This window comes from Tetragenococcus halophilus subsp. halophilus DSM 20339, assembly GCF_003841405.1.
Taxonomy (GTDB): Bacteria; Bacillota; Bacilli; order Lactobacillales; family Enterococcaceae; genus Tetragenococcus; species Tetragenococcus halophilus.
On sequence record NZ_PXYA01000003.1, the window covers coordinates 514,791 to 541,570 of the forward strand.

28 protein-coding genes are annotated in these 26,780 nt (G+C 37.8%); 3 read left to right on the forward strand and 25 right to left on the reverse strand.

Annotation, left to right across the window (positions count from 1 at the left end):
• Positions 1–3 precede the first annotated feature (3 nt).
• From rplB to thiD, 7 genes are all read right to left on the reverse strand, one after another.
• Complete coding sequence (gene rplB, locus C7K42_RS12240) at positions 4–837, reverse strand: 50S ribosomal protein L2 (RefSeq protein WP_014125639.1); 834 nt, start codon at positions 835–837, stop codon at positions 4–6.
• A 42-nt stretch (positions 838–879) separates the two neighbouring features.
• Positions 880–1,167 (reverse strand): 50S ribosomal protein L23, encoded by a 288-nt coding sequence (gene rplW, locus C7K42_RS12245; RefSeq protein WP_014125640.1) that lies wholly within the window; start codon positions 1,165–1,167, stop codon positions 880–882.
• Positions 1,167–1,790 carry a 50S ribosomal protein L4 gene (gene rplD, locus C7K42_RS12250; RefSeq protein ID WP_014125641.1) on the reverse strand — a complete coding sequence of 208 codons (624 nt, stop codon included), beginning with the start codon at positions 1,788–1,790 and terminating at the stop codon, positions 1,167–1,169. The genes rplW and rplD overlap by 1 nt, the downstream gene beginning before the upstream one ends.
• 29 nt (positions 1,791–1,819) lie before the next feature.
• The gene (rplC, locus tag C7K42_RS12255) at positions 1,820–2,449 is read right to left on the reverse strand and encodes a 50S ribosomal protein L3 (RefSeq protein ID WP_014125642.1); all 630 of its coding nucleotides are present in this window, start codon (positions 2,447–2,449) and stop codon (positions 1,820–1,822) included.
• 21 nt (positions 2,450–2,470) lie between these two features.
• Complete coding sequence (rpsJ, locus tag C7K42_RS12260; protein WP_014125643.1) at positions 2,471–2,779, reverse strand: 30S ribosomal protein S10; 309 nt, start codon at positions 2,777–2,779, stop codon at positions 2,471–2,473.
• A 302-nt stretch (positions 2,780–3,081) separates the two neighbouring features.
• Entirely contained in the window at positions 3,082–3,609 is a 528-nt protein-coding gene (locus C7K42_RS12265; protein WP_103091665.1) for an ECF transporter S component, read from the reverse strand.
• The gene (gene thiD / locus C7K42_RS12270) at positions 3,593–4,429 is read right to left on the reverse strand and encodes a bifunctional hydroxymethylpyrimidine kinase/phosphomethylpyrimidine kinase (RefSeq protein ID WP_014125645.1); all 837 of its coding nucleotides are present in this window, start codon (positions 4,427–4,429) and stop codon (positions 3,593–3,595) included. Before thiD ends, C7K42_RS12265 begins: the two co-directional genes overlap by 17 nt.
• Before the next feature lie 96 nt (positions 4,430–4,525).
• On the opposite strand from thiD, the gene C7K42_RS12275 reads away from it, so the two are divergent.
• A complete protein-coding gene (locus tag C7K42_RS12275) occupies positions 4,526–5,986 on the forward strand; it encodes an aminotransferase-like domain-containing protein (protein ID WP_428843390.1) in 1,461 nt (486 codons plus the stop codon).
• A gap of 251 nt (positions 5,987–6,237) precedes the next feature.
• Here the strand turns inward: C7K42_RS12275 and tuf are convergent, their stop codons facing one another.
• The 4 genes from tuf to rpsL all read right to left on the reverse strand — a co-directional run bounded on the left by tuf (position 6,238) and on the right by rpsL (position 10,663).
• Positions 6,238–7,425 carry an elongation factor Tu gene (gene tuf, locus C7K42_RS12280; RefSeq protein WP_014125647.1) on the reverse strand — a complete coding sequence of 396 codons (1,188 nt, stop codon included), beginning with the start codon at positions 7,423–7,425 and terminating at the stop codon, positions 6,238–6,240.
• A gap of 150 nt (positions 7,426–7,575) precedes the next feature.
• A complete protein-coding gene (fusA, locus tag C7K42_RS12285) occupies positions 7,576–9,660 on the reverse strand; it encodes an elongation factor G (protein ID WP_103099761.1) in 2,085 nt (694 codons plus the stop codon).
• Between the two features lie 77 nt (positions 9,661–9,737).
• Positions 9,738–10,208 (reverse strand): 30S ribosomal protein S7, encoded by a 471-nt coding sequence (rpsG, locus tag C7K42_RS12290; RefSeq protein WP_014125649.1) that lies wholly within the window; start codon positions 10,206–10,208, stop codon positions 9,738–9,740.
• Positions 10,209–10,249: 41 nt separating this feature from the next.
• A complete protein-coding gene (gene rpsL, locus C7K42_RS12295) occupies positions 10,250–10,663 on the reverse strand; it encodes a 30S ribosomal protein S12 (RefSeq protein ID WP_014125650.1) in 414 nt (137 codons plus the stop codon).
• Positions 10,664–10,965: 302 nt separating this feature from the next.
• Here rpsL and rpiA point away from each other — a divergent pair, with 302 nt between their 5' ends.
• Both rpiA and gpmA read left to right on the forward strand, forming a co-directional pair.
• Positions 10,966–11,640 (forward strand): ribose-5-phosphate isomerase RpiA, encoded by a 675-nt coding sequence (gene rpiA, locus C7K42_RS12305; RefSeq protein WP_014125651.1) that lies wholly within the window; start codon positions 10,966–10,968, stop codon positions 11,638–11,640.
• 134 nt (positions 11,641–11,774) lie between these two features.
• A complete protein-coding gene (gene gpmA / locus C7K42_RS12310; RefSeq protein ID WP_014125652.1) occupies positions 11,775–12,443 on the forward strand; it encodes a 2,3-diphosphoglycerate-dependent phosphoglycerate mutase in 669 nt (222 codons plus the stop codon).
• Positions 12,444–12,570: 127 nt separating this feature from the next.
• On the opposite strand, the gene C7K42_RS12315 is transcribed toward gpmA, so the two are convergent.
• From C7K42_RS12315 to C7K42_RS12380, 14 genes are all read right to left on the reverse strand, one after another.
• Positions 12,571–13,899, reverse strand: coding sequence for an ISL3 family transposase (locus C7K42_RS12315; protein ID WP_012345024.1), 1,329 nt, complete (start codon positions 13,897–13,899; stop codon positions 12,571–12,573).
• 132 nt (positions 13,900–14,031) lie between these two features.
• Entirely contained in the window at positions 14,032–15,225 is a 1,194-nt protein-coding gene (locus C7K42_RS12320; RefSeq protein ID WP_103099659.1) for an iron-containing alcohol dehydrogenase, read from the reverse strand.
• A 125-nt stretch (positions 15,226–15,350) separates the two neighbouring features.
• Positions 15,351–15,716: a hypothetical protein gene (locus tag C7K42_RS12325; RefSeq protein WP_103099660.1), complete on the reverse strand. Its 366-nt coding sequence runs from the start codon at positions 15,714–15,716 to the stop codon at positions 15,351–15,353.
• A 180-nt stretch (positions 15,717–15,896) separates the two neighbouring features.
• A complete protein-coding gene (gene deoD / locus C7K42_RS12330) occupies positions 15,897–16,601 on the reverse strand; it encodes a purine-nucleoside phosphorylase (protein ID WP_103099661.1) in 705 nt (234 codons plus the stop codon).
• A gap of 15 nt (positions 16,602–16,616) precedes the next feature.
• Positions 16,617–17,435 carry a purine-nucleoside phosphorylase gene (locus C7K42_RS12335; protein ID WP_103099662.1) on the reverse strand — a complete coding sequence of 273 codons (819 nt, stop codon included), beginning with the start codon at positions 17,433–17,435 and terminating at the stop codon, positions 16,617–16,619.
• Between the two features lie 87 nt (positions 17,436–17,522).
• Positions 17,523–18,479 carry an ABC transporter permease gene (locus C7K42_RS12340; protein ID WP_014125657.1) on the reverse strand — a complete coding sequence of 319 codons (957 nt, stop codon included), beginning with the start codon at positions 18,477–18,479 and terminating at the stop codon, positions 17,523–17,525.
• On the reverse strand, positions 18,479–19,612 hold the full coding sequence (locus C7K42_RS12345; protein WP_014125658.1) for an ABC transporter permease: 1,134 nt from the start codon (positions 19,610–19,612) through the stop codon (positions 18,479–18,481). Before C7K42_RS12345 ends, C7K42_RS12340 begins: the two co-directional genes overlap by 1 nt.
• Positions 19,605–21,143, reverse strand: coding sequence for an ABC transporter ATP-binding protein (locus C7K42_RS12350; RefSeq protein WP_373852843.1), 1,539 nt, complete (start codon positions 21,141–21,143; stop codon positions 19,605–19,607). The genes C7K42_RS12345 and C7K42_RS12350 overlap by 8 nt, the downstream gene beginning before the upstream one ends.
• Before the next feature lie 218 nt (positions 21,144–21,361).
• A complete protein-coding gene (locus C7K42_RS12355; protein ID WP_103096948.1) occupies positions 21,362–22,432 on the reverse strand; it encodes a BMP family lipoprotein in 1,071 nt (356 codons plus the stop codon).
• Between the two features lie 63 nt (positions 22,433–22,495).
• Positions 22,496–22,894 (reverse strand): cytidine deaminase, encoded by a 399-nt coding sequence (locus C7K42_RS12360; protein WP_103096947.1) that lies wholly within the window; start codon positions 22,892–22,894, stop codon positions 22,496–22,498.
• On the reverse strand, positions 22,867–23,568 hold the full coding sequence (deoC, locus tag C7K42_RS12365) for a deoxyribose-phosphate aldolase (RefSeq protein ID WP_103096945.1): 702 nt from the start codon (positions 23,566–23,568) through the stop codon (positions 22,867–22,869). The genes C7K42_RS12360 and deoC overlap by 28 nt, the downstream gene beginning before the upstream one ends.
• A gap of 11 nt (positions 23,569–23,579) precedes the next feature.
• Complete coding sequence (locus C7K42_RS12370; RefSeq protein WP_014125663.1) at positions 23,580–24,881, reverse strand: pyrimidine-nucleoside phosphorylase; 1,302 nt, start codon at positions 24,879–24,881, stop codon at positions 23,580–23,582.
• A gap of 177 nt (positions 24,882–25,058) precedes the next feature.
• Positions 25,059–26,075 (reverse strand): LacI family DNA-binding transcriptional regulator, encoded by a 1,017-nt coding sequence (locus C7K42_RS12375; protein WP_014125664.1) that lies wholly within the window; start codon positions 26,073–26,075, stop codon positions 25,059–25,061.
• Positions 26,072–26,683, reverse strand: coding sequence for a class I SAM-dependent methyltransferase (locus C7K42_RS12380; RefSeq protein ID WP_014125665.1), 612 nt, complete (start codon positions 26,681–26,683; stop codon positions 26,072–26,074). Before C7K42_RS12380 ends, C7K42_RS12375 begins: the two co-directional genes overlap by 4 nt.
• Between the last annotated feature and the right edge of the window lie 97 nt (positions 26,684–26,780).

Consider the following 26,780-nt stretch of genomic DNA (forward strand, 5'->3'; position numbering starts at 1 on the left):
AATTTATTTCTTCTTACGACCACGAACAATATGCTTATTGGATGCTTTGTTCTTCTTACGAGTTTTCAAACCAACAGCTTTTTGTCCCCAAGGAGAAAGTGGCGCTACACGTCCTACTGGCGCTCTTCCTTCCCCACCACCATGTGGGTGATCGTTAGGGTTCATAACACTACCACGAACAGTTGGACGTTTATGCATCCAGCGTGAACGACCTGCTTTTCCGATATTGATCAATTCATGTTGTTCATTTCCAACTGAACCAACTGTAGCGCGACAAGTCGACAAGGTCATACGAACTTCGCCTGAATTCAAACGAACCAATACGTATTTTCCTTCATTACCAAGTACTTGGGCTCTAGTTCCTGCAGAACGGACTAATTGTCCACCCTTACCTGGTTTCAATTCAACATTATGCACGACAGTACCTACTGGAATATCCTTTAAAGGCAGGCTGTTTCCAAGGTTAATATCAGCTTGGCTTCCTGAAACAACTGTTGCGCCGACTTTTAGACCTTTTGGTGCTAAAATGTATGATTTTACTCCGTCTTCATAATGAACTAACGCGATATTTGCGGAACGGTTTGGATCATACTCGATCGATTTAACTGTCGCTTTAACATCATCTTTATTACGCTTAAAGTCGATCATACGGTATTTCCGTTTATGTCCGCCACCTTGATGACGTACAGTAATGCGACCGTTATTATTACGACCTGCATTATTTTTCAATGGCGCCATTAATGTTTTTTCTGGTTTGTTAGTAGTAACTTCAGCAAAGTCAGATGTTGTCATATTACGACGGCCATTAGTAATTGGTTTATACTTTTTAAGTGCCACGTCATTTCCCTCCTATTTCGATTTTTATGCAAACAGTTCAGCTTATTCCGCTGAGAAAATTTCAATTTCTTTTGAGTCTTGCGTTAAAGTAACAACTGCTTTGCGACGTTTTCTTGTATATCCTTGATATTGACCCATACGTTTTGGTTTAGGATGTACATTGAGGATATTGACATTTGCAACTTTTACATCAAAAGCTGACTCAACAGCTTGTCTTACTAATGTTTTATTTGCGCCAGTGTTAACTTCGAACGTATATTTTTTTTCGTCCATATCAAGCATTGTTTTTTCAGTGACCACTGGACGTTTGATTACATCTAGTAAATTCATTATACAAGCACCTCCTCAATTTGAGTAAGAGCAGTTTGAGTGGCTAATACTTTATCACTCTTTGCAACATCTAATACAGTAACATTATCAGAAGTAACGACTGTTACGTTTGATAGATTACGTCCAGATAATGATGCAAACTTATTTTCTGGTTCTACAACGACCAACACTTTTGAATCGATCGATAAGTTTTCTAATACTTGTTTGAATTCTTTTGTTTTTGGTGCATCAAAATTCAATGCATCTACAACAACAAAATTATTTGAAGCAACTTTTTCTGACAATACAGATTTAATTGCTAAGCGACGAACTTTTTTAGGAAGTTTGTAGCTATAAGAACGTGGAGTTGGGCCAAATACTATACCCCCACCACGCCATTGTGGTGCACGAATAGTTCCTTGACGTGCTCGTCCAGTTCCTTTTTGACGCCATGGTTTTTTACCGCCACCTGATACTGCACTACGATTTTTCACAGCGTGTGTTCCTTGTCTTAACGAAGCACGTTGCATCGTAATGGCATCAAAAACAACTGATTCATTCGGTTCAATCCCGAAAATTTCTTCATTTAATGTGACTTCGCCATTTTGGCTACCGTCTTGTTTGAATAATGCTACATTTGGCATTCCTTAGTTCCTCCTTTCTTCCTATCTAATTAGTTAGCTTTTACAGCAGATTTAATAGTAATCAATGATTTTTTCGCGCCGGGGATGTTCCCTTTGATTAAAATGACATTGCGGTCAGTATCTACACGTACAACTTCTAAGTTTTGAATTGTTACTCGGTTGCCGCCCATACGACCTGGAAGACTATTGCCTTTTAATACGTGTTTGGGTTCAAGTGGACCTAATCCACCGGGATGACGATGAAAGTGAGAACCATGTCCCATTGGGCCGCGAGCTTGTCCATAACGCTTGATAACGCCTTGGAAGCCTTTGCCTTTACTGGTTCCTGTTACGTCAACAACGTCTCCAGCTTCGAATGTATCAACTTTAATTTCTGTTCCTACTTCTAAGCCCTCAAGCCCTACATTCTTGAACTCGCGAATGAAGCGCTTAGGAGCCGTGTTTGCTTTTGCAACATGACCTTTAGCAGGTTTGTTACTCAAAATTTCACGTTTATTTTGAAAACCCAATTGAACAGCTTCGTAACCATCGTTTTCAACTGTTTTAAGTTGTAAAACAACATTAGGTTCTGCTTCAATAGCTGTTACCGGGATTAATTCGCCAGATTCAGTGAAGATCTGAGTCATTCCTACTTTTCTTCCTAAGATTCCTTTAGCCATGATTACACCTCCAATTTTTAATTATAATTTAATTTCAATATTTACACCTGATGGTAAATCTAGCTTCATTAAAGCATCAACAGTTTTTGGTGTTGGATTTACAATGTCAATAAGACGTTTGTGCGTACGCATTTCAAACTGTTCACGTGATTGCTTAAATTTATGTGGTGAACGGATGACGGTGTATACGCTGCGTTGTGTTGGCAATGGGATTGGACCTGAAATAGCCGCCCCTGTCCTTTGTGCAGTTTCTACGATTTTATCCGCCGATTGGTCTAAAATACGATGTTCATACGCTTTTAAACGAATACGAATTTGTTGTTTTGCCATTATTTTCCCTCCTTCGCCTATTTTAAAAGTAGACATAGCTCCACGAAAATCTCCGTCACACTCGGCCGTGGCAAAGCGCCCGGGCGTGTCGCAACCTCTCGTTTCCTAGCCGACTGATCCTCTTTCCAATTGAGAATATTTTTTCCCCTAAGAAAAAAGCACCTTTTACATTATATTATGACAAAGCTTGAATAGCAAGCTTTTTCTCCTATAAATTTTAACTTTCAAGAAAAGTTTTCAGTTTAGTTTTCAAAAAAATGCAGGAAGCATTCAAGCTCCCTACATTTTTTCAGGATTTTTTATTAAAGGATTGTAGCCAACGCTCTTTTTAAGGGAAAATATAAAAACGAAACTAATATTGCTGTTAACACAACATTAACTACAGTAGCAGGCAGGGAAAAGATTGCAGTAGTGAAAGCTGTCGGAAAATCCATTCCCAAATAAAGTTGTCGAACCATGTTTTTTATTTGCGTCATGATTAATTTTACTACTCCTGTGCCAGTCGCAATAATAATAATCTGCCAAATATGCGTGGGTTTTTTGTGATAAAGCAAGAACAAACCATAAGCTGTTGCACCTACAATAAAACTTTCTACTATAAAATAAGGCGCTTCTATAGCATAACCATTTAACATATCAAAAATAGCAAAGCCCAATCCTCCAGCAAGCGATCCTTTGAAATAGCCTAAAAATAAAACTGCCAAAAGTAAGACTGCATTACCTAAATGAACAAAAGCACCTGTAGGTAAAGGGATCTTAATCATCGTGCCAATAACTGTCAGTGCTGTAAAAAGGGCAATCATTACGACATGTCTAGTCGTTATTCTCATCTGCTGCTACCATCCTTTTTTCTGCTTCATTATAAGCACCGTGCCAGATATGTCCAACATAGGGGTTGATTGACACCCCATGCTCAATTCCAGCAGCCACAAATGCCTTAGCTGTTTTACAAGCGTTAAAGACTGAGTAACCTTTAGCGATCCCGGCTGCAATGGCTGCAGCAAAAGTACATCCAGCACCATGGTTAAAATCGGTTGCAAATAACGGTCCCTCAAGTACTTGATAATTTTTTCCATCATAGAAAACATCTAAGGCCTTATCAGAAGCCAGACGATGGCCACCTTTAACAATAACGTTTTTTGCACCCATTTGATGAATGATTGATGCTGCCTTTTTCATGTCTTCGATATTTTCTAGATCCCCCAAACCAGATAAAATACCTGCTTCTTCTAAGTTAGGTGTAGCAATTAATGCTTGAGGAAGAAAATATTTTTTTATACCTTCCACACTTTTAGGCTGTAAAATTTGTGCAGTTCCTTTACAAGCAATTACTGGGTCAATAACGACATTTTTGATTTGATAGAAATCGATATACCGACTAGCTAATGCTATGTTTTTCTCGTTACCCATCATTCCAGTTTTTATTACATCCATTGGATCACCGGCAAATACAGAGATTAACTGTTTTTCTAACATTTCTTCAGAAATAGAGGTTACCTCGTGGCTCCAGCCATTATCAGGATCCATGGTCACAATAGAGGTTAAACTTGAAAAACCAAAAACGCCATATTCCTCAAATGTTTTCAAGTCAGCTTGAATACCTGCACCACCACTCGAATCAGAGCCAGCAATTGTTAATACTTTTTCCATAATTTCACATCCTTTTTTATTTACCCTCGAGTATAGCATAGTTTCACTTGACGAAAAGAGCCAATTGGACTATTTTTAACTCATCCAATTTAGAAGGTGATTATTATCTGGACAATCGACAAAACAAAAAAAGAGCCCTATTACCAACAACTGCTACGACAAATTATTGCTAGTATTCAGCAAACTGAGTTAACACCTGGGCAGCGTCTGCCATCTGAACGAAATTTAGCCCAAATTTTACAAGTAAATCGTTCAACAGTAGTACATGCCTTTGAAGAGTTAACTAGTTTAGGTTGGTTAGAGCGTAAACAAGGTAGTGGTACCCACGTAACGCATGGTCAATGGGGAAACCGACAATTCGCTATTTATCAGTGGAACGCTTTATTTTCTAGTCCACTATTAAAAGAAGATCCTTATATTACCCAAATCAAAAACCAAAAAGCTGCTAAAAAGAGTTTGGACCTTTACACAGGTGATTTAAGCAATGACTTGATTCCAGACTTTGAATTTCCCACTATGACATGGGATCAGATCATACACGAAGAAAGACAAATGACGCCTACAGGTTACATTCCTTTAAAAAAACAAATCACTAAACGCTTTTTTCCAGATGTTACAGGTTATGGACAAGATCTACTGATTACTTCTGGGTCTACCCAAGGTATTTTTTGGCTTATTCAAGTACTATTAAATCCAGGCGATACCATTGCTACCGAAGACCCTTCATTTTTATTTTCTTTACCTTTATTTGCTGCAAGAGGTGTTCATTTGAAAGGAGTTGTGCAAAATAAAGAAGGCATTGATTGCCAGGCTCTAGAAGAGTTGATTCAAAAAAAGAAAATAAAACTATTATATTTAAATCCGAATCATCAAAATCCAACAGGAAATTCAATGTCTTTGAAGCGACGCAAAGAAGTTTTACAAATTTGCCAGAAATATCATCTACCTATTATTGAAGATGATGTCTTTCGTGAATTAAATTTTGGCCAAGCACTTCCTTCTTTAAAATCTTTAGCTCCTAACCAAGTGATTTATTTAGGCTCTTTATCTAAAATTTTCAGTTCTTCAATAAAAATCGGTTGGTTATTTGCACCAAAGCCCTTGGTTAAAAGTTTAGCTGATGCAAAACAAGTCATGGATAATAAAACGGATTTATTACCACAACTTTTCGCCACAGCTGCTTTGTCACAATCTAACTATAAAACACAACAGCAACAACTAACGACCAATCTACATGATAGAAGTCAAGCCTTTACAGATACTTTACAAGCTTTTAGTCAAGACTGGCAATTCTTTCCTGTGAGTGGAGGGCTTTATTATTGGTTAAGTTGGCGACACCAAAAATTAACAAGAAATGACTGGCAAATGTTTCTACGAAATAATTTACTCGTTGCCCCTTCTTTTTTATTTAGCAATCATACCTCCTCGATGCGAGTTAACTATACTCCTTTAGATGACAAAGAACGGTTAATTTTTAAACAAAAACTAACCTTAATTACAGAGCATTTGAAAAAAATGGTTAGAATATTTTATGTATATACTAAGGAATGCTTTTGACCCTTACTTCGTCTGACTCAGGGTCAATATTTTGCTATTTGGTCCTTACTGTCGCTAAGTTTGGGCCAATAACTTTATTTGTGGTCCTTCTTTTAACTGACGTAAGTCCAATTACCTTGCCAATGGCCCTTACTTTGTCTGACTTAGGGCCAACAAGCTCCTTTATAACCTTTCTTTTTCATAACAAAAAAACTTCCCAAAAAGCGAATAAACGCTTTTGGGAAGTTTTTTTATCTCTAAGCTAAATAGAGTTATTTTTCAATGTTAGAAACAACGCCTGAACCAACAGTATGTCCGCCTTCACGAATTGAAAAACGAGTGCCGTTTTCAATAGCAACAGGGTGAATTAATTCAACTTCCATTGCTACGTTATCACCTGGCATAACCATTTCAGTACCTTCTGGCAATTCAATGACACCAGTGATGTCAGTTGTACGGAAGTAAAATTGTGGGCGATAGTTTGAGAAGAATGGAGTATGACGTCCGCCTTCTTCTTTTGTTAATACATAAACTTCAGCTGAGAATTTTGTATGTGGTGTGATTGTGCCTGGTTTAGCCAACACTTGACCACGTTCGATATCATCACGAGAAACACCACGCAATAATGTACCGATGTTATCGCCAGCTTCAGCGTAATCCAACAATTTACGGAACATTTCTACACCCGTAACAGTTGTCTTTTTAACATTTTCATGAATACCGATGATATCAACTTCATCACCGACTTTAATAGTTCCACGTTCAACACGACCTGTAGCAACAGTTCCACGACCAGTGATTGAGAAAACATCTTCAATCGGCATCATGAACGGTTTGTCATGGTCACGTTCAGGAGTTGGGATGAAATCATCTACAGCTGCCATTAAGTCTAAGACTTTTTGTTCATATTCTTCGTCGCCTTCTAAAGCTTTCAAAGCTGAACCAGAAATAACAGGAGTATCATCACCTGGGAAGTCGTATTCAGTTAATAGATCACGTACTTCCATTTCAACTAATTCAAGTAATTCTTCATCGTCAACCATATCCATTTTGTTTAAGAATACAACGATGTATGGTACACCAACGTTACGTGACAATAGGATATGTTCACGAGTTTGTGGCATTGGGCCGTCAGCTGCAGACACTACCAAGATAGCGCCGTCCATTTGTGCAGCACCAGTGATCATGTTTTTAACATAGTCCGCGTGTCCTGGTGCGTCAATGTGAGCATAGTGACGGTTTTCTGTTTCATATTCAACGTGAGATGTATTAATAGTGATTCCACGTTCTTTTTCTTCTGGAGCTCTATCAATTGTATCAAAGCTTGAAGCTTCGCCTAATCCGTTTTTAGCTAAAACAGTTGTAATTGCAGCTGTTAAAGTTGTTTTACCATGGTCAACGTGGCCGATAGTACCAATGTTAACATGTGGTTTAGAACGATCGTATTTTTCTTTTGCCATTTTTAAATGTTCCTCCTAAATTACATTTTTTTATATTTGATAGGTAGAAAATCATCACTGAATTTCCACCCACCTTATTGTAACCAATTGTACACGAAATACAACAAAAAATATAGTATTTGTGGCATTTCATTTCAATATTTATTAAGTTTATTCAGCATTTCCGCCGTTTTTCTTAATAATTTCAGCTTGAATAGATTTTGGTACAGCTTCATAGTGATCAAATGTCATCATGAAAGTACCGCGACCTTGTGTTGCTGAACGTAGCGTTGTTGCATAGCCAAACATTTCATCTAATGGAACAAACGCATTTACAGTTTGTGCATTACCGTGAGCATCCATTCCTTCAACACGACCACGACGAGCTGTAACATGTCCCATAATATCACCTAGATATTCTTCAGGGATACTAATTGTTACTTTCATCATCGGTTCAAGAATAACTGGATCTGCCTTTTTCGCAGCTTCACGTAGAGACATTGAAGCCGCAATACGGAAGGCTGTTTCATTAGAGTCGACGTCATGGTAAGAACCATCAAACAGTTCTGCCTTTACGTCAACTAATGGATAACCAGCTAACACACCATTTTCCATGGCGTCTTCCAGTCCTTTTTGTACTGCAGGTATATAGTCACGAGGGACAACCCCACCAACAATGGAGTTTTTAAATTCGAATCCTGCTCCTTCTTCGTTTGGAGTAAATTCAACCCATACGTGACCGTATTGACCTCTACCACCAGATTGGCGGATAAATTTCCCTTCAGCTTTAGTTGATGAACGGAAAGTTTCACGATAAGAAACTTGTGGTGCACCAATATTGGCATCCACTTTAAATTCAGTCTTCATACGGTCAATAAGAACGTCTAATTGAAGTTCACCCATACCAGCAATTACAGTTTCGCCAGTTTCAGCGTTGGTTTCCACTTTAAAAGATGGGTCTTCTTCTGCAAGTTTTTGTAGTGCTACGCTCATTTTATCTTGGTCAGCTTTTGACTTAGGTTCAACAGCAACTTGAATTACTGGTTCAGGGAAGTTGATAGTTTCCAAAATAACTGGATTTTTCTCATCACAAAGGGTATCCCCTGTTGTAGTGTTCTTCAAGCCTACAGCAGCTGCAATGTCACCTGAATAAACCTTATCGATCTCAGAACGAGAATTGGCATGCATTTGCAAAATACGACCAATTCGTTCACGTGAACCCTTAGTAGCATTCAATACATAAGAACCTGTATCCAACACACCTGAATAAACACGGAAGAAAGTTAAGCGGCCAACATAAGGGTCTGACATAACTTTAAAAGCAAGTGATGAAAAAGGCTCACTATCATCAGCAGGATGTTCAGTTTCTTCATCTGTTTTCGGATCGATCCCTTTAATTGGGGGAACGTCGGTTGGAGAAGGCAAGTAATCAATTACTGCATCCAACATCATTTGAACACCTTTGTTTTTAAATGCAGAACCACATAATACTGGGTAAAATTCAACAGATAATGTTGCTTTACGAATACCTGCTTGTAACTCTTCAGGTGTAATTTCTTCACCTTCCAAGTATTTCATCATGATATCTTCATCAAAATCAGCTACAGATTCTACCAAATTATTATGCCATTCTTGAGCTGTTTCTTTATATTCATCTGGGATTTCAGTTTCTTCGAAAGTAGTCCCTAAATCATCTTTATAAAATTCAGCTTTCATCTTCACAAGGTCGATGATACCTTCAAAGTTATCTTCAGCACCAATTGGCAATTGGATAGGTTGTGCATTAGCTTCTAAACGATCATGCAATGATCGGACAGAATATAAGAAATCTGCGCCAACCTTATCCATTTTATTACAGAATACAATACGAGGTACTTGATATTCTGTTGCTTGACGCCAAACTGTTTCAGTTTGTGGTTCAACACCTGATTGTGAGTCCAAGACAGTAACTGAACCGTCTAGCACACGCAATGAACGTTGCACTTCAATTGTAAAGTCCACGTGTCCAGGTGTGTCAATGATATTCACACGATGATCTCTCCAGTGTGCTGTGGTAGCAGCAGAGGTAATCGTAATACCACGATCTTGTTCTTGGCTCATCCAGTCCATTTGAGAAGCACCTTCGTGCGTTTCTCCGATTTTATGGATACGACCTGTATAGTACAAGACACGTTCAGTTGTTGTCGTTTTACCAGCATCGACGTGTGCTACGATACCGATATTACGAGTTTTTTCTAACGGAAATTCTCTTGCCATTTCTAGCTTGTTCTCCTCTCAACTTTTAACTTTTTGCTATGGTTATACCTTTTACCAACAATAAAGAAGCGAGGGACTTACCAGCGATAGTGAGCAAATGCTCGGTTTGATTCTGCCATCTTATGTGTATCTTCACGTCTTTTGACAGATCCGCCAGTATTGTTAGCTGCGTCCATGATTTCTTTAGCTAACCGCTCTTCCATAGAGTGTTCTCCACGCAAACGCGCATAATTTACCATCCAGCGAAGACCTAAAGTCGTACGACGTTCAGGACGTACTTCAACTGGCACTTGGTAGTTAGAACCTCCTACACGACGAGCTTTCACTTCTAAAACAGGCATAATGTTTTTCATTGCTTGTTCGAAAACTTCTAATGGTTCATTACCTGTAGTTTCTTTAATATTATCGAATGCGTTATAAATGATATTTGTGGCAGTACCACGTTTACCATCGATCATTACTCGGTTGATCAAACGTGTCACTAATTTCGAATTATATATAGGGTCTGGTAAAACGTCACGTTTTGCTACAGCACCTTTACGAGACATACGTAATTCCTCCTTTCAAAAATTGGTCAGTATATTTATTATTATTCTTTTGGCTTCTTCGTTCCGTATTTAGAACGTGATTTTCTACGGTCGTTAACGCCCGCAGTATCCAAAGCACCACGTACAATATGATAACGTACCCCTGGCAAGTCTTTTACACGACCACCGCGGATTAATACCACACTGTGTTCTTGCAAGTTATGACCCATACCTGGGATATAAGCTGTTACTTCAATTAAGTTTGACAAACGTACACGAGCATATTTACGCAAAGCAGAGTTAGGTTTTTTAGGAGTCATAGTTCCAACACGCATTGCTACTCCACGTTTTTGCGGAGAATATACAGTCGTCGGTTTCTTTCTTAAACTGTTATATCCTTTATTCAAAGCTGGTGAATCTGTTTGACTAGTTCTCGATTTACGAGGTTTACGTACTAATTGATTAATTGTAGGCATTGTTTATTTTCCCTCCTTTAATTTGCTTTATAGTTCCACACATCCAGGTGGTTCTTTTTTTGCGATAAAAAAGAATGCACAATTTAATCTGCATACTTTATCAGATGTACTTATACAGTCAGCATGTCTCATCCAAAAGACCTGTTTATAAAGCACCTTTGAAAGAATACCACGCATTTCACGGCTTGTCAACATTTTCCATCCTTTTTTATTAGCTATTTTTATAGAACGCTATCATTTTTAAAATTTAGGTGATATAATGGATAGTAAATGAGCTTACAAAAAATGTGGGAGTGATAAACGTGAACGTAAAAGAAACTGTCGGTATTAAAGCAGCTAGTTATGTTAAAGATGGGATGATCGTAGGTCTTGGCACTGGATCTACTGCTTATTATATGATCAAAGAGATTGGTCGGAAAGTAAAAGAAGAAAAACTTAATGTTATTGGCGTTCCCACCTCTACTACTTCAAAAAAACAAGCAGAAGAAATCGGCGTACCCATCAAATCAATCGATGAAGTTGAAAAGGTGGATATAATCATCGATGGCGCTGACGAAATAAGCGCTGATTATCAGGGGTTAAAAGGCGGAGGCGCTGCCTTACTTTTTGAAAAAATCGTCGCTACTTACACAGAACAAGTCATTTGGATCGTTGATGAGTCAAAAATGGTAGATAAATTAGGCAACTTTCCATTACCGGTAGAAGTCATTCCTTATGGTCAGCAGCAACTATTTCATTTGTTCGAAAAAAAGGGCTATGAACCTAGTTTTCGTATGGACAAAGATCAATTAAAGGTAACCGATAGTGGCCATTCAATCATCGATCTTCATTTAAAAAAAATCGATGATCCTGAAAAATTAGCTAAGGAGTTGGACAAAACAGTCGGCGTAGTGGAACATGGTTTATTCTTGAATATGGTAAATACAGTGATTATCGGTAAAGAAGATGGTGCAAAGCTTATTTCTGCTATTCGTTAAATATAGAATGTTCACTGTATATTTATTTTGTTTTCATGTGGCTTTGGGAATCTAATGGAAAAAATAACTAAAAACGTGTATAATGGAATCGGAATGAAAATTTCAGTAATTAAATGATTAAAGGAGATTTTTTTATGCCAAAATTAATTTTTGCACGTCACGGAAAAAGTGAATGGAATAAAGCAGATAAGTTCACTGGTTGGGTCGACGTAGACTTGGCGCCAGAAGGTGTAGAAGAAGCAAAAGATGCCGGTCAAAAACTTAAAGAAGCGGGCATTGAATTTGATATTGCTTATACTTCTGTTTTAACTCGCGCAATTAAAACTTGCCACTATATTTTAGAAGAAACCGACCAATTATGGGTACCAGAAGTAAAATCTTGGCGCTTGAACGAACGTCACTATGGCGCTTTACAAGGTTTAAACAAACAAAATACGCGTGATAAATACGGTGACGAACAAGTCCATATTTGGCGTCGTTCTTATGATACGTTGCCTCCATTAACAGACCCTGAACCTGATCGTCGTTATGCTGATCTAGACCCAAGAACAATTCCTGGTGGCGAAAACTTGAAAGTTACGCTTGAACGTGCTTTGCCATTTTGGGAAGATCAAATCGCTCCTGCATTGCGCGAAGGAAAAACTGTTTTAGTTGCAGCACACGGCAATTCCTTACGGGCTTTAGCAAAACATATCGAAGGAATTTCTGATGATGACATTATGGATCTTGAAATTCCAACCGGAAAACCAAGCGTTTATGAATTAAACGACGACCTAACAGTCAAAGAAAAATATTATTTATAATAATATGTAAAAAATTTCGCAGGAAACGTCATTTTCCCTGCGAATTTTTTAGGCTCTTTGTCAAATAGTGTTGTTTAAGCAAAACCTTTATAAAAAGAAGGACTTCGGTTCTTCTTTTTTTGTTATTTTATAAGATCTCAAGAAGCCCTTGTTGAATAAGCACTCGCTTACGTAGATGATTAAAAGAACGAAAGCCAAAGGCAATCCGTTGAATTACTTTAATCAAGTTGTTTTTCCCTTCAAGTTTGCCGTTGGAATACGGTTGAGTAAAAGATAAGGTAATTTCTTTACGGTACTTTTGGAGGTGACGTAAGGATTTTTTAAAGGGTTCTTCTAATAAAGGCGACAGTTGATCAATGATAGCGAAAAATGGTTGCGCTTTGCCGTTTTCAAAAGCGTCAAGCAGATCTTGATAAACATCATAAGAAGCCTTAAGCACGGGATCAATGGTTAATAAGTAATCCACAACTTCCGATTCCGTCACATATTTTTGGCGAAAAAGAGGGAACTGTTTCAAATGGTCGTACCCCAAGTTTTTATGCTTTTTTTGGAGCTGTTTCCAGTATTTTTTTAATTTGCGATAATCCTTCATTTGTTGGGCGCTCTTTTTGTCCAGCTGGTTCATCGACCGAATCCGCTGCTGGTTAAAAGCTCGAGAAATCTGTTGGATAATGTGGAAATGATCCACAAGAATCTTGGCCTTCGGAAATACTTGAGGGATCATTTTTCCATAAGCCGAATTCATATCCATAACCACATGTTGGACTCTTTTCCGCGCTTGTTGAGTAAATCGTTGAAAGTAAGCAATCAGTTTGAAATTGCGGCGATCGTCCAAGATATCGATAATTTTTCCTGTCTGAGCGTCACTGAAGATAAAACACATGGCTCCTTCACAGTCCTTCGTGCCTTTGAATTCATCGATTAGCAAATGTTTCGGTAAATGGTTGGGATTGAATTTAAGTCCTTGATAGAAGGTATCCAATACGCGTTCCACAGTTTTAAATGAGACCCCATAGCGTAAAGCAATATCTTTCATCGATAGTTTTTTCTTCAAGTCTATCGCAATGGCAAACTTCAAGGCTTGCGAAATATAACAGTCTTTGGCGATATAATAGGTCCTGGCACTAAAAGTATGATGACAGGATTTACAATAAAATCGTTGCTTAAATAAGCGTAAAACGCTGGGCACTTCCTGATAAGGAATTAATTGAATATCCGAAGCCTTTGGCGAATGTTTAATAAGAAGATTCTCTTCATTTATGAGGCCACAACATTCGCAAGCTTTCGGGGTGTAGGTAAGGACACCGTAAAAGACATTCGTCATTCGATGATGAATGGGTTCTTTTTGAACTGCTTGAGCGGAAAAAAAGATGTGAGGGTCCTTAATATTGAGTAAGTTTTTAAGGCCTACATCTAGATTTTGATCTTTAATTTTGATATCTTTGTATTGAAGCATTTGTTTTCTCCTTTTATTTTGGTGTCCAACTTAATTATAAAGGAAACAAATGCTTTTTTGTTATATAAAAAATTAGTGTTATTACTAATTTTTTTAGTAACAACACTAAATATTATAGACCCATTTTTTATCTTATACAAATGATGATTCAGACATACAATCTCTATAAATAGATACAACGTCGTCTTCATGCAGCGGAACAAATCCCTGATTTGAAATTGAACTATGAGCTACAGCACGTTGCCCCATTTCTTCAAAATTTTCTTCCGTTTGAATTCCTACTCCAGAAAGCGTCATCGGGATATTACAAGAAACAAAGAAATCATACAATTTTTGAATCCCTATCTCAGCTGTTCTTTTTGGCTCTTTCTCTTTCACATTCCAAACTTCTTCAGCAAATCGTTGAAGCTTTGGTAGCGTATCTTCATCTAAAATATGGGCCATCCATCTAGGTGTAAGCATCGCAAGCCCCACACCATGGGTGATATCATAAAACGCACTTAACTCATGTTCCATTGCGTGACATGACCAAGAACCTTTCTTTCCTTTGCCAACTAATCCATTTAAAGCCAGGGTACTAGCCCACATCAAATTAGCTCTAGCAATATAATTATCCGGCTCGTCTAAGGCAACAGGTAAATACTTGATAACAGTTTTCATGAGCCCTTCAGCAATCTCGTCTTGTACCTCAGTACCCTCTGTAGCGTTAAAATAATTTTCCATCAAATGGCTAAGAATATCTGCTGAACCCGCAGCTGTTTGATAGGCACCTACACTGAATGTATTTGTCGGATCAAGAAAGGAAACTTTTGGGAGTAAATTGGTTGTTCCATGAACACCTAATTTTATTTGAGCATCCATATTTGAAATAACGCAGGTTCCGTTCATTTCACTACCCGTAGCTGCTAATGTAAGAATAGTCACTATAGGTAACGCAGGTCCTTTATAATTTTTCTGCAAAACAAAATTTTCCCATAAATCACCTGAAACAAAAACACAAGCTGCAACCGCTTTACTACAATCGATCACTGAACCACCGCCAACAGGCAAAACAACATCGATCGCATGTTCCTTACATAGTTGTACTCCCTTTTGCACCGTTTCAATTCGCGGATTAGGATCCACACCAGCTAGTTCAACTACGTTATTATCATTTTGGTTGAACAGTTCATATAATTTGTCATATAAACCATTTCTCTTAATACTACCTCCACCATAAACAAGCAACACATTTTTACCAAAATTATTTAAAACCTGAGGCAATTCACCCAAACGATCTTTACCAAAACGTATATCTGTTGTTACATGAAAGTCAAAATTTTCCATGAGAAAACCTCCTTTTCGTCTATTATCGCTAGAATTTTGTTTAAAGTCAAAAAAGCTATTCATAGCTTCTAAAAATAAGATATGAATAGCTTTTGATTATACTTTTTTGAAAAATAAATGGTATCTTATTTAACTAAACTTCCCAATTTTTCTATCATTTCTTTTTGTGCTTTTTGTATACCCACAGCTAAGGTTTTCACAGCTAGCTTGACTTTAGTATCTTTGGTTGTCACCACCACTTTTTTGACTACCGTTCCACTAATTTTAATAGCATCAATGCTACTTATGGGAATAGTGTCAATATTTTTTACTTCCATATTCATATTCAATTGAACAAGTTTTAGTTCATTATCATCTAGCAAAATTGCATACATTTTCGGAATAGGAATTGTTAGCAACTTATGCTCATCAGCATAACCAACAATACTTTGAGCATTCCCGTGCTCTTCTTTTACTCTATCTAAATCTTCCTGCTTTATTACCCATCTCATCAATCATTCCTCCTTTTTATTTATAATAGAGTAAAATAATAAAAAAATAAATTTAACAGCTCAAATATAAACTAATATATAGACCTTTACTGACTAATAAAAATAACATATAAAAAATAAGTTATCTTTTACATTATTGAAAATATAAAAGATAACTTATCTCAAATGACACTTATTTTTCTAACTCAAAGCTGTATCTAATCCAACTTTGATCATCTCATCAAAAGTCGTTTGTCTTTCAAGTGCTGTCGTTTCCTCGCCTGTAATCATATGATCACTAACGGTACAAATGGCAAGCGTCTGAACCCCAAATTTTGCTCCCAGATAATATAATGCCGCTGCTTCCATCTCTACACCTTTAATCCCTAATTCAGCTAATTGAAAGGTTTCTGTCATATCATCTTTATAAAATGTATCTTCAGATAAAATATTTCCGACATGAGTAGTAAAGCCTTGTTTTTCAGCAATTTCATAGGCCGATTTCAACAAACGAAAATCAGCGATTGGTGCATAATAAAAATCATGAAAATGTTTTTGAATCATTGCAGAGCTTGTCACTGCCCCTTGAGCTAAAATAAGTTCTCTAACACGGACTTCTTCTGAAAGCGCGCCACAGGTACCCACACGAATAATCTTATTAACACCGTAAGATTCAATCAATTCCTGAGCATAAATTGTAGCAGAAGGCATCCCCATACCGGTTCCTTGCACTGAAACTCGTTCACCCTTATAAACGCCCGTATAACCTAGCATCCCACGGATTTGGTTATAACAAACTGGATTTTCTAAAAACGTCTCAGCAATATACTTTGCCCGCAACGGATCACCAGGAAGTAGTATTTTATCTGCGATCTCTCCGGGTTTTGCTTCAATATGAACGCTCATGTGATTCCTCCTTATCTATAAAGCTTTTAATGTTTCTTTCACTAACGTTTTAAAATCAATTTTTACTCGTTCAGTCGTTGCTACAACTTCTTTGTGATCCAAAGTTTTTTGCATACCAGCCGCTAAATTTGTCACACAAGAAATACCTAATACATTTAAGCCACTGTGACATGCAACGATGACCTCTGGCACTGTTGACATTCCCACAGCGTCTGCTCCGGCAGTTCGTGCAAAACGAACTTCAGCTGGCGTTTCGTAGGTAGGGCCAGAAAATCCCATGTAGATTCCTTCTTTTAAATGAATATTTTGCTTTTCTGCCACTTCTTGGGCTTTTGTGCGATAACTTAAACGATAGGCCTCACTCATATCGGGAAAACGTGGCCCTAATTCATCAATATTTTCACCAAATAATGGATTGCTTCCCATAAAGTTAATATGATCAGTAATCAGCATTAAATCTCCCGGTGTAAAGTCTAGATTTACGCCACCCGCTGCATTTGTCACAATTAAAGAATGGGCTTTTAAAGCAGCCATTACTCTTACCGGATAAGTTACGGTCTGCATCGAATAACCTTCATAGTAATGAAAACGCCCTTGCATAGCTAGTACTTTTTTTCCAGCTAATGTACCATACACCAATTGGCCAGCATGACCTGTAACAGTAGAAACTGGAAAATGTGGAATTTGGTCATAATTAATCGTTTGTGCATCCTCAATTTCTTCAGCTAATTCACCTAAGCCTGAACCTAAAATCAAACCAAATTCAACGTCGCCTACACCTTTATTTTTAATAAATTCCGTAGTTTCCTTAAGTTTTCCTTGTAACGAATCCATTTGAACACTCCTACTTTAAATTTTTTATTTATAAAAAGAAGCGGCGCTTATAAAAGCTCCCTAAGCCCGCCCCTTTAACTAAACTTTTTATTTAGATTTTACATAATTTTTTCCACTTGCTTGCGGTCCCGAAGAACGACCCAAAAATAGAACAAGGACAATGACTGTCAATAGATACGGGGCGATTTGTAAAAGCACAGGCGGAATAGAAGAAATCACCGGAAGCTGAGCTCCTATGATACTCAAGCTTTGAGCAAAGCCAAAGAAAATCGCGGCACCCATAGCACCTAATGGATTCCATTTACCAAAAATCATCGCAGCTAAGGAAATATAGCCTTGCCCAACAATAGTTCCTGCAGAAAAGTTCCCTGAAATGGATTGTGCAAAGATAGCACCACCCATACCACCTAATAGACCCGAAAGTAGAACTCCAGAATAACGGAACAAATAAACATTTACGCCCAAAGTATCTGCTGCTTGCGGATGTTCACCCACTGAGCGCAAGCGCAAACCAAAGCGTGTCTTAGAAACTACATACCAAGCAATAATAGCAATAACAATCGCTAAATATGCTGGCAAAAAGGTGTTTTTAAAGAAAATATCCCCAATAACAGGAATATCTTCTAAGCCGGGAAAGGAAAAATAGCCTAAATTACTATCAATATTATCTGTTTGTCCTTTGCCATACCAAACTTTGATTAAAAAGACGCCTAAAGCTGGTGCCATTAAGTTAACCACTGTACCACTAATAATATGATCAGCACGAAAACTGACGGTTGCTACGGCATGTAGTAGTGAAAACAATAATCCTACTATACCGCCAACAATAATTCCTAACCAAGGCGTCCAACCACCGAATCTCCCAGCGTTCTCTAAATTAAAGACAATCCCACTGAAAGCGCCCATAACCATGATACCTTCTAACCCCACATTGACAACACCGCTTCTTTCAGAAAACGTGCCACCTAGCGCTGTAAGGATCAAAGGGGTCGAATAGACCAGTGCAGATGTTAAAATTAAAGATATCAATCCAATCGTTGACATTATAGGCCGCCTCCTTTTCCATCCTGATCGTCTGTTGAAGATTCAATATTATGGACCACTTCTTCCTGCCTTTTATCCGGCATGATTTTAGCAAGTAACACTCTCATAATATAACTAATAGCAACAAAGAAGATAATTAAGGCAATTACAACATTGACAATTTCAAATGGCACTCCTGCACCAGTTTGCATACCTAAACCACCAATCTGCAAAATACTAAATAATAGTGCCGAAAGTAAAATTCCAATAGATGTACCTGCACCTAGAAGGGAAACAGCTAATCCATCAAAACCAATTGAAAGTGACTCTGTCTGTACAAAAAAGTTTTGATAAGTTCCTAGCCCTTCTACGACACCACCTAAACCGGCAAAAGTCCCAGAAAGTACCATGGATAAAATAATCGTTCTTTTACTACTCATTCCAGCATATTCTGAGGCGTTTGGGTTTAATCCGACAGCCCGTATTTCATAGCCAAGCGTTGTTTTTTTCATGATAAACCAGACGACAACTAAGCCCAATAAAGCTAGAAACAGCCCTGCATTAACCCGTGAACCACCAAAAAGGGTCGAAAGACTTTCCATATTCAAACTAGCATTTTCAGTAATTCGATTTGAGGAATCCAGACTAGAACGAAAACTTTCTGGCATCCAATCCTGTAAAATAAAGGTACTTAAGTATAAAACGATATAGTTCATCATAATCGTTACAATTACTTCGCTCGTACCAAAATAGGCACGTAAAACACCTGGAACTGCAGCTGCTAGCGCGCCAGCTAAAGCCCCCGCAATGATACACAACGGAAGTAAAATAATTTTAGGCAAATCAGGAAAGACTAACGCTAAAGAAACACTTGCCACCCAACCGCATAAAGCCTGACCGGAAAGCCCAATATTGAAAAAGCCGGCAGAATTAGCAATTGAAAATCCCAATGCGGTAAAGATCAGTGGTGTAGCTTGTCGTAAAGTTTCACCGATACTTCTTAAATTCCCTAAAGAAGCATTTATCATCGATTGATAACCAATAACCGGGTTAAAACCAAAAGCGGCCATGAGAATTGCACCAATGACTAAGCCTAAAATAACCGAAAGGACAGGAACTAAAATATTACGAATTTTTACATTACGATCATTCATCAGCTGTTACCTCCTGTTGAGCAAGTTCTTGTCTAGCTTTTTCCAAAGAAGAACCGGCCATGAGCAATCCAAGTTCTTGTTCAGAAGTCTCCTCTGGTTTTACGATACCAACGATTTTCCCATCATAAATAACAGCGATTCGATCTGATACATTTAATATTTCGTCAAGTTCAAAACTTACTAAAAGAACAGCTTTATCATTATCTCTTTGGTTAATCAAACGCTTATGAATAAATTCAATCGCGCCTACATCTAAACCACGAGTCGGATTGGCTACTATTAAAAGATCCGGATCACGGCTCACTTCACGTGCAACTACAGCTTTCTGTTGATTCCCACCAGATAAGGAGCGGGCCGGCACCATTTCATTGACTGTTCGTACGTCATATTCTTCAATCAATGTTCGTGCATGTTCATGGATACTGCCGTAATCTAATACACCGTTTTTACTAAAAGGATTCAAGTAATAATTTTGTAAAACAAGATTTTCGGCTATCGACATATCTAAAATCAAGCCACATCTATGACGATCCTCTGGCACATGACCTACGCCGCTTTCAGTGATTTTCCTTGGCCTGAGGTTAGTGATATCAGTACCTTTAAATTGAACAGAGCCACCTTCTGCTTTACGTAATCCTGTTAGTGCTTGTACCAATTCAGACTGTCCGTTCCCATCTATACCTGCAATACCAACGATCTCTCCTGCATGAACATCTAAATTAAGACCTTTTACCGCTTCAACACCACGATTTTCCTTAACAATTAAATCTTTAATCGATAATACCTTTTGTTTCGGGTCAGCTTTTTTCTTATCCGTCTTAAATAGTACAGAACGTCCTACCATCATATCAGCTAAATCTTGGGAGGAAACATCTTTGACCGTCACGGTGCCAATACCTTTACCGCGACGAATAACAGTACACTCATCCGCCACCGACTTGATCTCGTCTAATTTATGCGTAATTAAAATAATCGATTTACCTTCTTTTACTAACCCACGCATAATTTCGATCAATTCATCGATTTCTTGCGGAGTCAATACTGCAGTTGGTTCATCGAAAATTAATACATCCGCACCACGATATAATGTTTTTAATATTTCTACCCTTTGTTGCATTCCTACCGAAATATCTCGCACATAAGCATCAGGATCCACTCGCAAACCATATCGCTTTGAAACTTCCATAATTTCTTGACGAGCTTTTTTCCGGTCAATTTTTCCTAAATGACTAGGTTCGTTTCCTAAGATAATATTTTCAGTTACCGTAAATGCATCTACTAGCATAAAATGCTGGTGGACCATGCCGATTCCTAACTGATTTGCTGTATTCGGGCCAGCGATCGTTACCTCTTTACCATCAATAAGGATCTTTCCGGAAGTTGGCTCCAATAATCCAGATAACATATTCATCAGCGTTGATTTACCCGCGCCATTTTCCCCTAGTAAAGCGTGAATCTCACCTTTTTTCAAACGCAAATTTACCCGATCATTTGCCTTAAAGAGTCCGAACTCTTTTGTAATGTCGCGCATTTCCACTACAACTTGTTCCTCTGACACATTTTTCACATCCTTTGGAAGTAATTCTGAAACAAACAATCGCGCATCGTAAACTTTTTATAATAGAGATTTTTTCTCTCAATAAAAAGGAGCAAGAACACATTAACGTTATCGCTCTTTATTTTTATTGAAAGAAAAAATCAATGCGTTGATCGCCGACATTTTGCCGACGATCAACGAGCCCTATTATTTTATGGCTTTTCAGGAACTTCAACATCACCATTTGTAACATCATCTCTAGCTTCTTCAACAGCTTCTGTTGCTTCATCTGATAAATAACCATCACTTAAGCCAACACCATCTTCATCTAGACCATATTCTAAATGTTCGCCACCCGGAAAGTCATCGTCTGCAGATCTTTGTGCCAAGTCTTGAACAACAGTTCCTACGCCTTTTAATGTAGAAGTTAGGGTGAAATTATCTTCTTCTCCATCATTGTCATAATTTCCTTCATCTTCTTGGTCACGGTCAACACCGATAACCCAAACTTTATCGTCACCAGACTCGTTTCTTGATTTCGCTTCTTGGAATACGCCATTTCCTGTAGCACCCGAAGCATGATAAATAATATCTGCATCTTGCGAGTACATACCTTGAGCAATCGAGCGTCCTTTATCAGGCGCAGAGAAATCACCGGCATATTGGTTCAACACTTCGATATCTTTATCTAATTTTTCAGCGCCATCTTCTACACCTTTTGTAAAACCAGCATCAAAACGATCAATAACTTCACCTTCAACACCACCTACAAATCCAACTTTATCTGTTTCTGTGGTATATGCAGCTGCAATCCCTGCTAAATAAGCAGCTTCATGGTCTTTAAAGGTTGCCGAAACTACATTATCCCCTTCGACAATATCATCAACAATAACAAAATTGGTATCCGGATTATTCTGTGATTGCTCTTCGATCGCTGGTTGCAATTTGTAGCCAATACCAAAAATTGTCTGGAATCCAGCATTCAGTGCTTGGTCAATATTAGGGATATAATCTGATTCATTGCCTGATTGGAAATATTGGTATCCGTCGTTTCCACGTTCTACATTATTTTCTTCTCCCCAATCTTGCAATCCTTCCCAAGCAGATTGGTTAAACGAGCGGTCATCAACACCACCTGTATCAGTAATTAAAGCTGCCGGAGCATTTGATCCCTCTCCATTACCGCCGCCATCGCCGGAACCTCCACCATTACCACACGCACCTAATAGTAAGGCACTAGCCATCGCTATAGTACCGATCCCAAATAATTTCGCTTTTTTCATTTTATTATAAATCCTCCTAAAAAATATTTTTAATTTAAACAGCTTTTAACTGTTTCAAATCCATCATAAATCTTGCCCAATAAATGAATAGGGAAGTAGTTGTTCCACCGTCATTTCTTTTTTTGCACCATGCTCACCTATAAGCGTTACCGGCATATCCTGTTCAAAAAATTCAACCATTACTTGGCGACAAGCACCACAAGGAGAAATCGGTTGTAACGTATTACCAGCTATAACTAAATGCTCAAAATCTCGCTCCCCTTCAGAAACTGCCTTAAATATGGCTGTCCGTTCTGCACAATTACTTAAACCATATGAAGCATTTTCAATATTAATACCTTGGTATATGTTCTCCTGCTTAGTCACCAAACAAGCGCCTACTGGAAAATGTGAATAAGGAACATAAGCTTTTTTCAATGCTTTTTGTGCTACTGCTATCCATTCTTCTTTTGCCTTTGCCATCTTCCACCTCCTAATTTCTTCATTTTATTGTTTTTAGTCATCATGGATACACTAGCACTTATTTCTAACCTGCTAGCACCCGCTTCAAGCATGGCTAATGCTTCATCTTCATCATAAATACCGCCAGAAACTTTGACGCCCATTTCAGGAGTAACAATTTCTTTTAGCAATTTTACCTCTGCTACTGTAGTATTTACTTTTAACAGTCCAGTAGAAGCTTTTATAAAATCAGCCCCAGCTGCTCGTGCAAGTTCGCAAGCTTTCAATAATTCTTCTTTGGTTAATAAGTTCATTTCAATAATAACTTTTACTAACGCTTGATCCTTAGCTACATCAACAACTGCTTGAATATCTGCTTGGACTTTTTCTTCCATACCAGATTTTAGCGCTCCGATATTCATCACCATATCAATTTCATCTGCACCATTTTCGATAGCATTTTTTGTCTCAAATGCCTTAGCTTCTGAAGTATTTGTTCCAAAAGGAAATCCAATCACTGTACATACGACTGTTGGGTCACGTTTTAATTCCTTGGCTGCTAGAAAAACCCAGCTGGGACTGATACAAATAGCATAAAAACGTTGCTTTTTTGCTTCTTCAATCACCTCTAGCACTTCTTTTCGGGTGGCTTCTGCTTTTAAAAGCGTATAGTCGATTATACGATTTAACTCCATTTTTCTAACCCCTACTCTGTAATGATTTCATGGACTAATATTGGTTTATCAGCAGCTTCTCCGATCTGAATATTTTGATATAATTTCTCTTTGATTGGTTCAATTTGTTCAGTATTGCTATAAATTGTCACTAAGGATTCTCCTTTTTCTACTTGTTCGCCAACTTTTTTATGTAACTTTAATCCTACACCATAATCGATCGTTTCTTCTTTGGTTTGACGACCTGCGCCTAACATCATGGCAGCAATACCAATTTCATTGGCTACAAGTTGTGTAACAACACCCGCTTTTTTAGCAGGTAACTCGATTTTAAAAGGCGCTGTTAATAATTTCTCAGGTTGGCTACATATAGATTCGTCACCGCCTTGATTTTTGATCATATTTTTAAAAGTTTCAAACGCTGCTCCGGAAGAAACAGCTTCTTCTAACAGGCTTCGAGCTTCTTCTAAAGTTTCTGCTTTTTCACCTAAGACTAACATTTGGCTACCAAGCACATAACACATCTCTAATAAATCATTAGGGCCTTCTCCTTGCAGGGTTTCGATGGCTTCTACAACCTCTAAACCATTTCCGATCGCCTTTCCTAAAGGTTGACTCATATCAGAAATGACCGCCATCGTTTTCCGCTTAGCAAGTTCGCCGATACGAACCATTGTATGAGACAATCGTCTTGCATCTTCAAGGTTTTTCATAAATGCACCCTCACCTGTTGTAACGTCCAAAACGATCGCATCTGCACCTGCAGCGATTTTCTTACTCATAATCGAACTTGCAATTAAAGGAATTGAATCAACTGTCGCCGTCACATCACGTAAGGAATATAGTTTTTTATCTGCTGGAGCTAAGTCACCACTTTGGCCGATCACTGCTACCTTGTTTTTATTTACTTCGTCAATAAACGCACGGTCAGAAAGTTCGATTTTAAACCCTGGTATAGATTCCAATTTATCCAACGTTCCTCCAGTATAGCCCAAACCACGACCAGACATTTTAGCAACTGGCACACCTACGCTTGCCACTAGAGGAGCTAAAACTAAAGTCGTTGTGTCTCCAACGCCTCCAGTTGAATGTTTATCAACTTTAATCCCCTCAATCGAAGATAAATCGATCTTTTCTCCTGAATCAGCCATTGCTAAAGTTAAAGCTGTAATTTCTTCATCAGTCATATCCTCATAAAAGACAGTCATAAGAAAAGCACTCATCTGATAGTCAGGAATCTTATCTTTTGTGTATTCTTGAATTATAAATTCAATTTCCTCTTTGGTTAAAGCGTACCCATCCCGCTTTTTTTCAATTAAATCAACCATGCGCATTCAGACAAACCCCGCTTCCTGATTTTTAATTTATTATACAATACTTTAAAGGGAGGTAAAACATTTAAGTAAAACGGTTTACTAAACATACTCATAAATGAAAGCCCTTTCTGAATTTAGAATACAAGACGCTTTCATAATTGTCAATCCTAAGTTGTAACAATTCAAAAAATTAAATCATTCAGATGCTAAATTTTTTACACTCTCACGAAAAATTAATTTTGTTTCAAAAATTTTGTTCGGAATTCGCTGTTCCGGAAATTCAATAGCATCTACAATAAATTTAGCTGCAGTAAAACCAATATCAAACACTGGCTGTTTTATAGTAGTTAATGGCGGATTCATAAATTTAGAAAAGCTCAGCCCATCAAAGCCAATTACCGAAATATCATCAGGTATTTTATAGTTTTGTTCGTAAATAGCGCGGTAGCAACCCATAGCCATAGCATCATTACTACAAAAAATCGCCGTGAGATGCTTTTGTTTTAGTAATTGTTGAGCAGCATAATATCCACCTTCGACCGTTAAATCAGCCGTTACTACATTTTCATGTTTAAACAAAATACCGGCATCTTTTAAAGCTTGGTAATAACCGTTATATCGTTCTTCTAATTGATAGTAATCGGTATTTTCTTTAATTAAACCAATATTATAGTGCCCGCTTTTTACTAGATATGAAACAGCTTGATAAGCTCCTTCATATTCCTTAACCATCAAACGCCCATTATCGCGTTGATTAATACCACGGTCAATCAAACCCAGAGGCATAGTCTGTGAAAATTCACTATCAACACTATATTCTTCCGGCAAAATATTAGGGGTAGCTAAAATAACACCTTCAACTGAACGATCTGCTAACTGTTGTAATAATTGAATCTCTTTTTCTAATTCATGATGAGAGTTACAAAGGACTAACATGTAACCTAGAGGATTGGTATAACGTTCAGCGCCTTCAACAATTTTAGAAAAGAAAGAATCTGTTACATCCGGAACAATCATGCCGATGGTTTTTGAATGACGAGTAATCAAATTAGAAGCAAAAAAATCTGGTTTATATTGATATTTTTCAACGATATCATTGACTCGTTGCCGTGTTTCTGCGCTAAAGCGTCTTCCTTTATGATTCAAAATCTGAGAAACGGTTGTCACTGAAACGCCTGCCATTTCGGCAATCTGTCGGATAGTCAGCTTCATTTCTTTTCCTCCTTGTAACTTTGAATAATATAGTATCCCTTATCTTTTTTTATGATTGAGGCATTGCCAAATACATCCTGCATTTTCTTTTGCGCACTGGGTGCACCTTGTTTTTTCTGTATAACAATCGTTAATGTTCCTGCTTCTTGTAAGTAGTGATAACTATCTGCAATAATCTGATGTACTACTTTTTTCCCAGCACGAATGGGCGGGTTACTTAAAATAGCCGCATAATTTTTTTCATAAACAGCGCTATAAATATCAGAAGAATGAATATCTACATTGTCAATTTGGTTTTGTCTAGCATTTTGCTTAGCAAGTTGAATCGCTCGTTCATTCACATCTGTCATTTCAATTTGTCGATCACTCGCATGGGCGATTGCCAATCCTATTGGACCATAACCGCAACCAATTTCCAAAATCTTTCCCTCAGGTAAGTCTTGCCATGAAAAAGTTTGAATAAGCACTCTTGAGCCATAGTCGACTGTACCCTTAGAAAATACGCCGCTATCCGTGATAAAATGGAAATTTTTGTCTAGTAATTCAAAAGACCAAGTTGAAATATTGTGAGGAGTATCTGAATTTGCTTGATAATAGTGATTAGTCATATTTTTCTTCCTTTTTTGTATTGTTACTTTTATCATACCGATTTTTTGCTTAAAGTAAATGAAAGTTCTGCTTTTTTTCTACTGTAACTAGGAGCTA

Excerpts from the sequence above, each read along its gene's own strand:
- rplW (WP_014125640.1), bottom strand. The coding sequence starts at position 1,167 with ATGAATTTACTAGATGTAATCAAACGTCCAGTGGTCACTGAAAAAACA.
- rplD (WP_014125641.1), bottom strand. The coding sequence starts at position 1,790 with ATGCCAAATGTAGCATTATTCAAACAAGACGGTAGCCAAAATGGCGAA.
- rplC (WP_014125642.1), bottom strand. The coding sequence starts at position 2,449 with ATGGCTAAAGGAATCTTAGGAAGAAAAGTAGGAATGACTCAGATCTTC.
- rpsJ (WP_014125643.1), bottom strand. The coding sequence starts at position 2,779 with ATGGCAAAACAACAAATTCGTATTCGTTTAAAAGCGTATGAACATCGT.
- C7K42_RS12265 (WP_103091665.1), bottom strand. The coding sequence starts at position 3,609 with ATGAGAATAACGACTAGACATGTCGTAATGATTGCCCTTTTTACAGCA.
- thiD (WP_014125645.1), bottom strand. The coding sequence starts at position 4,429 with ATGGAAAAAGTATTAACAATTGCTGGCTCTGATTCGAGTGGTGGTGCA.
- tuf (WP_014125647.1), bottom strand. The coding sequence starts at position 7,425 with ATGGCAAAAGAAAAATACGATCGTTCTAAACCACATGTTAACATTGGT.
- fusA (WP_103099761.1), bottom strand. The coding sequence starts at position 9,660 with ATGGCAAGAGAATTTCCGTTAGAAAAAACTCGTAATATCGGTATCGTA.
- rpsG (WP_014125649.1), bottom strand. The coding sequence starts at position 10,208 with ATGTCTCGTAAAGGTGCTGTAGCAAAACGTGACGTTTTACCAGACCCT.
- rpsL (WP_014125650.1), bottom strand. The coding sequence starts at position 10,663 with ATGCCTACAATTAATCAATTAGTACGTAAACCTCGTAAATCGAGAACT.
- gpmA (WP_014125652.1), top strand. The coding sequence starts at position 11,775 with ATGCCAAAATTAATTTTTGCACGTCACGGAAAAAGTGAATGGAATAAA.
- C7K42_RS12315 (WP_012345024.1), bottom strand. The coding sequence starts at position 13,899 with ATGCTTCAATACAAAGATATCAAAATTAAAGATCAAAATCTAGATGTA.
- C7K42_RS12320 (WP_103099659.1), bottom strand. The coding sequence starts at position 15,225 with ATGGAAAATTTTGACTTTCATGTAACAACAGATATACGTTTTGGTAAA.
- C7K42_RS12325 (WP_103099660.1), bottom strand. The coding sequence starts at position 15,716 with ATGAGATGGGTAATAAAGCAGGAAGATTTAGATAGAGTAAAAGAAGAG.
- deoD (WP_103099661.1), bottom strand. The coding sequence starts at position 16,601 with ATGAGCGTTCATATTGAAGCAAAACCCGGAGAGATCGCAGATAAAATA.
- C7K42_RS12335 (WP_103099662.1), bottom strand. The coding sequence starts at position 17,435 with ATGGATTCGTTACAAGGAAAACTTAAGGAAACTACGGAATTTATTAAA.
- C7K42_RS12340 (WP_014125657.1), bottom strand. The coding sequence starts at position 18,479 with ATGTCAACGATTGGATTGATATCTTTAATTTTAACATCTGCACTGGTC.
- C7K42_RS12345 (WP_014125658.1), bottom strand. The coding sequence starts at position 19,612 with ATGAATGATCGTAATGTAAAAATTCGTAATATTTTAGTTCCTGTCCTT.
- C7K42_RS12350 (WP_373852843.1), bottom strand. The coding sequence starts at position 21,143 with ATGCGCGACATTACAAAAGAGTTCGGACTCTTTAAGGCAAATGATCGG.
- C7K42_RS12355 (WP_103096948.1), bottom strand. The coding sequence starts at position 22,432 with ATGAAAAAAGCGAAATTATTTGGGATCGGTACTATAGCGATGGCTAGT.
- C7K42_RS12360 (WP_103096947.1), bottom strand. The coding sequence starts at position 22,894 with ATGGCAAAGGCAAAAGAAGAATGGATAGCAGTAGCACAAAAAGCATTG.
- deoC (WP_103096945.1), bottom strand. The coding sequence starts at position 23,568 with ATGGAGTTAAATCGTATAATCGACTATACGCTTTTAAAAGCAGAAGCC.
- C7K42_RS12370 (WP_014125663.1), bottom strand. The coding sequence starts at position 24,881 with ATGCGCATGGTTGATTTAATTGAAAAAAAGCGGGATGGGTACGCTTTA.
- C7K42_RS12375 (WP_014125664.1), bottom strand. The coding sequence starts at position 26,075 with ATGAAGCTGACTATCCGACAGATTGCCGAAATGGCAGGCGTTTCAGTG.
- C7K42_RS12380 (WP_014125665.1), bottom strand. The coding sequence starts at position 26,683 with ATGACTAATCACTATTATCAAGCAAATTCAGATACTCCTCACAATATT.